General features: G+C 42.4%; 10 protein-coding genes and 1 pseudogene. 6 read left to right on the top strand and 5 right to left on the bottom strand.

Annotated features, from left to right (window positions below):
* Positions 1-424: 424 nt before the first annotated feature.
* From EWV66_RS21965 to pstB, 4 genes are all read left to right on the top strand, one after another.
* Entirely contained in the window at positions 425-1,450 is a 1,026-nt protein-coding gene (locus EWV66_RS21965) for a PstS family phosphate ABC transporter substrate-binding protein (RefSeq protein ID WP_081417876.1), read from the top strand.
* Positions 1,451-1,542: 92 nt separating this feature from the next.
* Positions 1,543-2,478, top strand: coding sequence for a phosphate ABC transporter permease subunit PstC (gene pstC, locus EWV66_RS21960; RefSeq protein WP_002745948.1), 936 nt, complete (start codon positions 1,543-1,545; stop codon positions 2,476-2,478).
* A 2-nt stretch (positions 2,479-2,480) separates the two neighbouring features.
* Positions 2,481-3,404 carry a phosphate ABC transporter permease PstA gene (gene pstA, locus EWV66_RS21955; protein WP_002745947.1) on the top strand — a complete coding sequence of 308 codons (924 nt, stop codon included), beginning with the start codon at positions 2,481-2,483 and terminating at the stop codon, positions 3,402-3,404.
* A complete protein-coding gene (gene pstB / locus EWV66_RS21950; RefSeq protein WP_072926451.1) occupies positions 3,398-4,204 on the top strand; it encodes a phosphate ABC transporter ATP-binding protein PstB in 807 nt (268 codons plus the stop codon). Before pstA ends, pstB begins: the two co-directional genes overlap by 7 nt.
* A 52-nt stretch (positions 4,205-4,256) precedes the next feature.
* On the opposite strand, the gene EWV66_RS21945 is transcribed toward pstB, so the two are convergent.
* A complete protein-coding gene (locus tag EWV66_RS21945; protein ID WP_052277162.1) occupies positions 4,257-5,282 on the bottom strand; it encodes a PstS family phosphate ABC transporter substrate-binding protein in 1,026 nt (341 codons plus the stop codon).
* A 430-nt stretch (positions 5,283-5,712) separates the two neighbouring features.
* Here EWV66_RS21945 and map point away from each other — a divergent pair, with 430 nt between their 5' ends.
* Positions 5,713-6,477: a type I methionyl aminopeptidase gene (gene map / locus EWV66_RS21940; protein WP_287107320.1), complete on the top strand. Its 765-nt coding sequence runs from the start codon at positions 5,713-5,715 to the stop codon at positions 6,475-6,477.
* Between the two features lie 185 nt (positions 6,478-6,662).
* Here map and EWV66_RS21935 read toward each other — a convergent pair whose 3' ends face one another.
* A complete protein-coding gene (locus EWV66_RS21935; protein ID WP_287107319.1) occupies positions 6,663-6,833 on the bottom strand; it encodes a hypothetical protein in 171 nt (56 codons plus the stop codon).
* On the opposite strand from EWV66_RS21935, the gene EWV66_RS21930 reads away from it, so the two are divergent.
* On the top strand, positions 6,808-7,989 hold the full coding sequence (locus tag EWV66_RS21930; protein WP_052277159.1) for an aldo/keto reductase: 1,182 nt from the start codon (positions 6,808-6,810) through the stop codon (positions 7,987-7,989). The two genes, EWV66_RS21935 and EWV66_RS21930, sit on opposite strands and share 26 nt — an antisense overlap.
* Here EWV66_RS21930 and cobO read toward each other — a convergent pair.
* From cobO to EWV66_RS21915, 3 genes and pseudogenes are all read right to left on the bottom strand, one after another.
* Positions 7,986-8,591, bottom strand: a complete 606-nt coding sequence (gene cobO / locus EWV66_RS21925) for a cob(I)yrinic acid a,c-diamide adenosyltransferase (protein ID WP_002789509.1) — start codon at positions 8,589-8,591, stop codon at positions 7,986-7,988. The genes EWV66_RS21930 and cobO overlap by 4 nt on opposite strands.
* A 74-nt stretch (positions 8,592-8,665) precedes the next feature.
* Entirely contained in the window at positions 8,666-9,418 is a 753-nt protein-coding gene (locus EWV66_RS21920; RefSeq protein WP_287116043.1) for a Uma2 family endonuclease, read from the bottom strand.
* A gap of 88 nt (positions 9,419-9,506) precedes the next feature.
* A pseudogene (locus EWV66_RS21915) lies at positions 9,507-9,782 on the bottom strand (Uma2 family endonuclease); the annotation flags it as partial.

Here is a 9,782-nt window from a genome sequence, read left to right as displayed (position 1 = left end):
AGGAAAATTGTCTGAGCAATTTTTTGATAATTGACCACTGTTACATTTGGTAAATCGAGGAGTTGATCAAAATTTATCCACATAACCCACCTCCTGTTCTGTGTTACTATTATACCATGTTCACACAGAACCTAGAAGAGCCTGATTTTTTCTTGTTATTATCTAATAAAACTACATTATTGAGCGTTTTGACTGACTTTAATTTGCAATAGGGTGGTCATCAACTAATTTAAATAACCAAAAATGTGAGAGATATTTGTTTAAGTTAAGCTTAATTAACCCAAGCTTAAACTGAATTTAACCAAACCAAATCTTAACCTTAACCTTAAATTAACTAAAATAATTGATCATAATTTTAGGGTTTTATGTACAATCCAACCTAAAAGTTAATTTTTTGATTCCCGAACCAGCAATAATTAGCGAAATGAGTATGCAGAATTTCCAATTCAAACTAAATCGATGGACAATCAGCGCTGGTTTAGCGGCAGTAGGAGCAGCCCTAGCTCTCACCATCCCGGCGGTTAATTCCCAAAGCCGCAATACTATCAAAATTGATGGTTCTAGCACCGTTTACCCAATTACAGAAGCAGTAGCGGAAGAATTTCAAAAGATAAATCGTCAGACACAAGTAACTGTCGGTATTTCGGGAACAGGTGGCGGTTTTAAAAAATTCTGTGCTGGTGAAACGGATATTTCTAATGCTTCTCGTCCAATTAAGGATTCTGAGCGTCAATTGTGCGCTAAAAATGGCGTTAAATTCTTAGAATTGCCGATCGCTTTTGATGCTTTAACAGTGGTAGTCAATAAACAAAATCCCCTTAATAGCATCAAGGTTTCTGAACTGAAAAAAATGTGGGAACCCGCTGCTCAAGGGAAGATCACTAAGTGGAATCAAGTTAATTCTAAATGGCCTAATGCCAACCTAAAACTGTTCGGACCAGGTGCTGATTCGGGAACATTCGATTACTTTACCGAGGCAATTGTCGGTGAATCGAAGAAAAGTCGCACCGACTTTACCCCCAGTGAAGATGATAACGTTCTAGTGCAGGGAGTTATCAGAGATCGTAACGCTTTAGGTTACTTTGGCTATGCCTATTATGAAGCAAATAAAGGTCGTCTGAAAGCCCTAGCCATTGATAACGGCAAAGGAGCCATATCTCCCTCAGCAGAAAATGTCAACAACGGCAAATATAATCCCCTCTCCCGTCCTGTTTTTATCTACGTTAATGCTAATGCGGCTAAACGTCCAGAGGTAAAAAGTTTTGTCGAATTTTTCATCAACAATGCTCCCAAATTAGTCCGGGAAGTTAAGTATGTTCCTTTACCCGCTAATGTCTATCAATCGGTAATGAGAAACTTTAGAAATAATAAAACAGGGAGTGTATTCGTTGGCCGAGATGTGGTGGGTTTAACCATCCAAGATATTGTTCGGCTAGAAGCTAAAGAATAGTTGCTTATCTGCCAATAAATGGAATGGGGAAGCGATTATCTTCCCCATTTTTGGAGTTGAATTAAAAAACCCAGCAACTAGATATTTAAAGCATGACTAAACCAGCAATTAAATCAGAGAGTGTCTGGATTCAGGCAGCTACTCCCAAAAAGATTCGCAACCTCAAAGAGACTATTATTGAAGTTATTCTATTTTTGGCGGCTTTTTCCTCTGTGGCCACCACTATCGGCATTATGGAGGTTTTGATTCTAGAATCCGTGCATTTTTTCGAGAAAGTTCCCCTGATTCAATTCCTAACCGATACGGTTTGGAGTCCGCTTTTTGCCGATCCTCGTTATGGTATTATACCGCTACTTTCGGGAACCTTAACCACTTCGATCGTGGCGATGTTTGTCGCTGTTCCTTTGGGAACAATTGCCGCTATTTATCTCAGTGAATTTGCCCCCCCGCGTCTGCGAGAAGTGGTTAAACCTTGTCTAGAATTATTAGCGGCTATACCGACAGTAGTTTATGGTTATTTTGCCTTTTTAAATGTCACACCTTTCCTACAAACTTTTTTGCCTGACTTGCCTTCATTTAATATGCTCAGTGCTGGTTTGGTCATGGGATTAATGATTATTCCCCTGATTAGTTCCATCAGTGAAGATGCCATGCGTGCCGTACCTTTGACCCTCCGGGAAGGTTCCTACGCTACCGGAGCAACTCGTTTACAAACTGCTTTAAATGTGGTTTTGCCTGCCGCTATTTCTGGTATTAGTGCCGCTTATATTTTAGGAGTTTCCCGGGCCGTGGGAGAAACGATGATTGTAGCGATCGCCGCAGGATTACAGCCAAATTTAACCTTCAATCCCTTTAGTGAAGCGGCCACCATTACCGCTTATATTGTTCAGGTTAGTTTAGGCGATTTACCCCACGGTTCGATCGAGTATCAATCAATTTTTGCCGCCGGTATTATGCTAGTCATTTTGACTTTAATCTTTAATATTATCGGTTATTTCCTCGCCAAAAAATATCGGGAGGTTTACTAATCATGGAAAAAGAACAATTATCGAATTTAAGAGCTAATATTGAAAGGCGCAAGCTGATTAGCACTGTATTTTCTGGCTTAGGGTTGTTGATTATTTTTGTTTCTACCCTAATTCTCTTTATCCTGATTGCCCAGATGATGATGGCAGGGTTGCCGCGCATTACCCCCCAGTTTTTTACTTCTTTTCCTAGTCGTCACCCTGAAGAAGCTGGTATTCTTTCCGCTTGGGTGGGAACCTTGCTAGTGATGTTGGTAACAGCCTTGATTGCGATTCCTCTCGGTATTGCGGCGGGAATTTATCTGGAAGAATATAGTAAGAAAAATTGGCTTTCAGCAATTATTGAGATTAACGTCACTAATTTAGCGGGTGTTCCTTCAATTATCTATGGTTTACTCGCCCTCGGTTTATTTGTCTATCAATTCAATCTCGGACAAAGTATTATTGCCGCCGGTTTAACCCTAGCTTTGCTGATCCTACCTGTGGTTATTGTCACCACCAGAGAGGCAATTCGGGCAATACCCAACAGTCTCCGGGAAGCGGCCTATGCCGTGGGAGCAAGTAGATGGCAAGTAGTCGCCGATCATATTCTTCCCTACTCCTTCGGTAGTATCCTAACCGGTGTGATCATCGGACTTTCCAGAGCGATTGGAGAAACGGCTCCCGTGATTACTATTGGTGCGCTCACGTTTATTGCCTTTCTACCCGATGCTCCTTTACAAGCAAATTTTCCCTTTATTAACTTTAATTGGCTAAAAGCACCCTTTACAGTTATGCCTATCCAGATGTTTAACTGGGTTTCTCGTCCAGAGCCAGAATTTGAAGTCAATGCAGCCGCCGCTGGTACAGTGTTGATTGTGATGACTCTCGGGATGAACGCTGTAGCTATCTATCTCCGCTATCGTTTCCGCAAAGGTATCAAATGGTAAACTCTATTTTTCCCTCGATGATGTCTAATATCAAAGAATTTCAACCAAAAGCCGAGGTGAGAAACCTTGACTTTTACTACGCTGGCACCAATAAACCCGCTTTGCGAAGTATCAATCTCACCATTCCCGAAAGACAAGTCACCTCTCTAATTGGCCCCTCTGGCTGCGGTAAAACGACGCTTTTGCGCTGTTTTAATCGAATGCACGACCTTTATGCCGCTAATCGCTACGAAGGGGGTATTTATATCGATACCGTCAATATTTTAGATCACAAGGTCGATCCGATCGAGGTGCGGATGCGGATTGGTATGGTTTTCCAAAAACCGAACCCTTTCCCGAAATCTGTTTACGAAAATGTCGCCTACGGTTTGCGGGTTAGGGGCGAAAAAAAACGGGAGTTTATCGATTATAAAGTAGAAGAAGCTTTGCGCGGTGCCGCTTTGTGGGATGAAGTCAAGGATCGTCTCAACACCAGTGCCTACGATTTATCGGGGGGACAACAACAACGTCTCTGTATTGCCCGCGCTTTAGTTACAGATCCTGAAATTATCCTCTTTGATGAACCCACTTCCGCTCTCGATCCAATCGCCACTAATAGTATAGAAGAACTAATTGGTAAATTAGAGGAAAAAGTTACCATTTTAATCGTCACCCACAGTATGCAACAGGCAGCCCGGATTTCTGATTACACAGCTTTTATGTATTTGGGTGAACTGATGGAGTTTGGACAAACTAAAATTATGTTTCAAGAACCAACTCACGAGAAAACAAAAGAATATATTAGCGGTCGATTTGGTTAAAAAATCGCAATTGTTTGGGGAGAGAAAGCAATTATCTCCCCAACGCTCTCCTCTAAAACTTGGCTTTTTGCCGCAATAATTCCGCTAGGGTGACATCAAATTGCGATTGTCCTCCGAAAACCGTTCCCACTTCACCGTTAAAGAAGGTGACTGTGGCTAAATGGTAATGTTCATCCGTTAGGGGGATATAACCGACTTCTTTAACAATACTCTCGGCATTATCGAGGTAATACTCCACAAATTCCTGTAAAGCTCGGCTTTTTTGCGCTTTCTCCGCATTGACGTAGATAAATAAAGGTCGAGCAAGGGGTTGATATTGGGAGTTAACTACGGTTTCTCTAGAGGGTACAATCGCCCCTTTACCGCTATCAATGCCTAAAGCTTTCAATTTTTGGGGATTTTGTTCATAATAAGCTAGTCCAAAGTAACCAAGAGCATTCGGATCTTGACTGACTCCCTGGACTAAAGTGTTATCATCCTCGCTGGCTACATAATCCTTACGACTAGCACCGGATTTACCGACCACAGCTTCGGTAAAATAGTCAAAAGTTCCGGAATCTTGGCCTGCACCAAAGAGATTTAGGGGTTTATTGGGGAATTCCGGTCTGATTTGATTCCAATTGGTAATTTTACCCTCAGCAGCCGGTTCCCACATTTTCTTTAATTCTTCTAGGGTAATGCTATCAATCCAGTTATTTTCCTGATTAACGACTACAGTTAAGGCATCAAAAGCCACGGGTAATTCAATATATCTTACGCCATAGCGATTACACAGGGACATCTCATCGGCTTGAATCGGTCGAGAGGCATTACTAATATCAGTTTTTCCTTCGCAGAATTCCCGAAATCCCCCTGAGGTTCCCGAAAATTTTACGCTCACTTCTGCTGTACCCGGTTGACTGCTTTTGAATTTCTCGGCCACGGCCTGGGTAATCGGGTATACGGTACTAGAACCATCAATTTTAATTGATTTATTAGCTGGAGATTCCCCTATGCCACAGGCCGGCAGTAGGCTAATTATCAAAATACTTAACGCAGAAAATACCATTTTCACAGAATTTTTGTCGCTTTTACTCATTGTCTCTGTCCCCGTTATCAGTCAATAACTACATAATATCATTTCAAAAAAAGTTGATATATATAATTAAGAATTCTAAAGTTGAATGTTATCGAAAATACATCAAACTGATGGACAAAAGGACAACAAAAACGTTTATCTGTAGGGTCTGATACTAAATCCGTTGAGTATGCGCTACATATCAGGACAGGCAAAAGGCAAAAGGCAAAAGGCAAAAGGCAAAAGGCAAAAGGCAAAAGGCAAAAGGCAAAAGGCAAAAGGCAAAAGGCAAAAGGCAGCTTTGTTCTCCCCACTTCCCCACTTCCCCACTTCCCCACACCCTACTTCCCCACTTCCCGCTCCTATAACCCAACCCCCTAAACCATAACGCTGCCCGATTTTGCTAGGATAAGAAATGTAACAAGAATCTTTCTTAACAGTCGGATAATTCATGGGCAACGATACCATCACCTTACTCTCTCCCCGGGAAATTGAAAAAATGCGTCGAGCCGGACGATTAGCGGCTAAACTGTTAGACCATCTGGCCGATATGGTTAAACCGGGGGTAAGTACCCTAGAAATCAATGACGAGGCAGAACGTTGGACCTGCGCCCATGGAGCCAAAAGTGCGCCCCTAGGATACCATGGCTTTCCTAAGTCCATATGTACTAGCATTAACGAGGTTATCTGTCACGGCATCCCCAGCACCGATCAAATCCTCAAAGACGGCGATATTATTAACATTGATGTCACCCCGATTTTAGAAGGTTATCACGGCGATACCTCCCAGACTTTCTTTGTCGGTACTCCCTCCCCCTTGGCCAAAAAGTTAGTGGAAGTGACTAGAGAATGTCTGCAAAGAGGCATAGATGCGGTGCAGCCGGGGGGTAAAATCGGCGATATCGGCGCCGCTATCCAAGAATACGCCGAAGGAGAGGGATTTTCAGTGGTTAGAGATTTTGTCGGTCATGGTATCAGTAATGTTTTTCACACCGGTCCGCAGGTTCCCCACTACGGCATTCGCGGCAAAGGCAAAACAATTCGCCCCGGCATGGTATTCACCATTGAACCAATGATTAATGAGGGAACCTGGCAACATATTGTCTTAAAAGACGGTTGGACTGCTATTACTAAAGATGGTAAGCTTTCGGCCCAATTTGAACACACCATCGCCGTCACCGAAACTGGTGTCGAAATCCTCACTTTACCCGATTAAATTTAGGGAACAGGAAACAGGGAATGGGAGAATGGGGAAATAGGGAAGTTTCAACGGGAGCATCTCACCTTTGTAACCCCTAAATCAGGTTTTTATGTCAAGCTATTTTGAAAGCCTTGCTAGAAACCAGTTTTATGGATAAGTATAATTACTCACTTGTATAAATGAGATGCTCCCAGTTTCAACTAATACCCCAAAACCCCCCGCAACGCGCACGAAGTGGTCACCCACCTCCCCACTGATAACTGATAACTGATAACTGATAACTGATAACTGATAACTGATAACTGATAACTGATAACTGATAACTGATAACTGATAACTGAATATATGCAGTATCGTCGTTTCGGTCGCACTAATCTACAAATGCCGGTGTTTTCCTGTGGGGGAATGCGCTATCAATTTCAGTGGCAGGATTTGCCAATGTCGCAAATTCCCGACGAGAATCAAGGCAATTTAGAGGCAATCATTAATAAATCTCTGGAAGTGGGGATTAATCACATCGAAACCGCTAGGGGTTACGGCACTTCCGAGATGCAATTGGGCAAAATTTTGCCGCAACTACCGAGGGAAAAGATTATCGTGCAGACGAAAGTTTCTCCTAGTCAAGATGTGCGGGAATTTCGCCGTAAATTTGAGCAATCCCTGCAATTTTTACGGTTAGATTATGTGGATTTGTTGGGTATCCATGGCATCAACACGGCTGAAATTCTCGATGACACTATGGCCGAGGGCGGTTGTTGGCAAGGGGCGAAAAAATTACAGCAACAGGGAAAAGTTCGTTTTATCGGTTTCTCCACCCATGCACCAACTGATGTAATTGTCAAGACTATTGCAACAAATTGTTATGATTACGTCAATTTGCACTGGTACTATATTTTTCAGAATAACTGGCCAGCCATAGAAGCGGCAAAACAGCACGATATGGGCGTTTTTATCATTAGTCCCTCCGATAAGGGCGGCCATCTCTACAATCCTCCCCCTAAGCTCGTCGCGCTCTGTTCTCCTCTCAGTCCGATGGTTTTTAATGACCTATTCTGTCTCAGTCATCGGGCCGTTCATACCCTGAGTATCGGTACTGCGCAAGCCAGAGATTTTGATGAACACCTGAAAACTTTACCCTTACTCGATCGATCCGAGGAGATTTTACCGGCAATTATCGAGAGATTGCAAGGAGAGATGATCAACTGTTTAGGCGATAATTGGGTAAAAACTTGGTCTTTGGGTTTACCTAGCTGGGAAAATACCCCCAATCACATCAATATTCGTTCTATCCTCTGGTTACGCAATCTCGCTATCGCCTACGATATGATTGACTTTGCCAAGGCCAGATACAATCTCTTGGGGAATGGGGGTCATTGGTTCCCCGGTCAACAGGCAAAAGAGGTGGAAAAACTCGATTTAACTGCCTGTTTAGCCGCTAGTCCCCACGCTGATAAAATTCCCTATCTTCTCGCCGAAACTCATCGATTATTGTCGGGAGAGACGGTACAACGCTTAAGCAGTAGTTAAAATTCGATGCCGGGTTGCGCTTTCACTCCCTGTTGACGAAAGGGATGTTTAATTAACTTCATTTCCGTGACTAAATCCGCTATCTCGATTAATTCGGGTAAAGCTCCTCTACCAGTGAGAATAACGTGACAATTAGCGGGTTTTCGGGCTAAACCAGCGATAACTTCCTGAATATCCAGATAGCCGAATTTAAGGGCGATATTGATCTCATCGAGTAAAATTAATTTATATTGGGGATTTTCGAGAAAAGTTAGGGCTTTTTGCCATGCTTCTTGGGCTTTCTCTATATCTCTTTCTCTATCTTGAGTTTCCCAGGTGAAACCTTCCCCCATTGCATAAAACTCGATTTGTTCCCCCCAAACACTAAAAATCTTTTGTTCGGCAGGTTCCCAAGCACCTTTGATAAATTGTACCACCGCCACTTTGTAACCATGACCGAGGGAACGTAAAACCATACCGAGGGCTGCCGTGGTTTTTCCCTTACCATCGCCAGTATTAACGATAATTAAACCTTTTTCAGCAATTTTTTCGGCTAAACGTTCCTCTTGGATAACCTTGCGGCGCTGCATTTTTTCTTTGTATTGTTCGGGAGTTAGTTGCATTCGGGTCTGTCCAGTCAAATCAAGATAATTGTAACTCAAGGGGTTATCGATCGCTGTTTGCAGATTTTAACCGGCTAAATTGTCTGGGGGTTGATGCCTAATTCTCGTAATTTTGCCGCTAATCTTTCCTTAGCTTGTCGTTCTTGTTCTTTTTCTAAAAGAGCCTGTTCTTTTGCCTGTCTTTCCTGTTCCCTTTCTAGAAGAATCTGTTCCTTTTCTTCCTTTGCTTGTCTTTGCTGTAATTCAGCTTCTTGGGGAGTGGGAACCAGTTGACCATCGACGGTAAAATAACGCAGTTTCCCGTCAAATATGCCTAAATATAATCCTAACTGTTCACTCCATAGATAACCCTGCTCATTGGCAGAAATAGCTTGATATTGTCCCTCAATTAGTCTAAATCCCTGCCATTCTAAGGTATTAGGATCGAACCAAAAATAATTAGGAGTGCGAAAAGTATTTTGGTAGAGAATTTTCTTTTTATTGCGGTCAATATTGGCCGTAGAATCGGAAAGAATCTCGACGATTACATTGGGATATTTTCCCTGTTCTCCCCAAACCACCCAACTTTTGCGGGGACGTTTTTCTGTATCTAAAACCACAAAAAAATCAGGACCGCAGAAATCCGGCTTTTTCAGTTGTTCTTCGTTATAGTAGATAGTCAGATTACCGGAAGCGTAGTAATCGTTTTTCTCTTGCCATAACAATTCTAGACAACTGAGGAGAATTATGATCTGTTGCAGGTGTAAATCACTTTCCAAGGGTGGTTCATCACTCCATAAATCGGTGGGGGGACAGGTGACTTCTGGTAAAATGTCGAGAGTTGTCATAGTTTTTCCCCTGGCTGGGACATTGATCTAATTATAACAGCTATGAGAAATTATCAATTAGGAATTAGGAATGGGGAATTTTAACTGGCTAAATTGTCTGGGGGTTGATGCCTAATTCTCGTAATTTTGCCGCTAATCTTTCCTTAGCTTGTCGTTCTTGTTCCTTTGCCTGTCGTTCTTGTTCTTTTTCTAAAAGAGCCTGTTCTTTTGCCTGTCGTTCCTGTTCCCTTTCTAAAAGAATCTGTTCCTTTGCTTGTCTTTGCTGTAATTCAGCTTCTTGGGGAGTGGGAACCAGTTGACCATCGACGGTAAAATAACGCAGTTTCCCGTCAAATATGCCTAAATATAATCCTAACTGTTCACT

The organism is Microcystis sp. M_OC_Ca_00000000_C217Col (assembly GCF_007095585.1).
Classification (GTDB): domain Bacteria; phylum Cyanobacteriota; class Cyanobacteriia; order Cyanobacteriales; family Microcystaceae; genus Microcystis; species Microcystis panniformis.
Note: the sequence above shows the minus strand (reverse complement) of the source record. Positions and strands in the feature narration are given on the sequence as shown.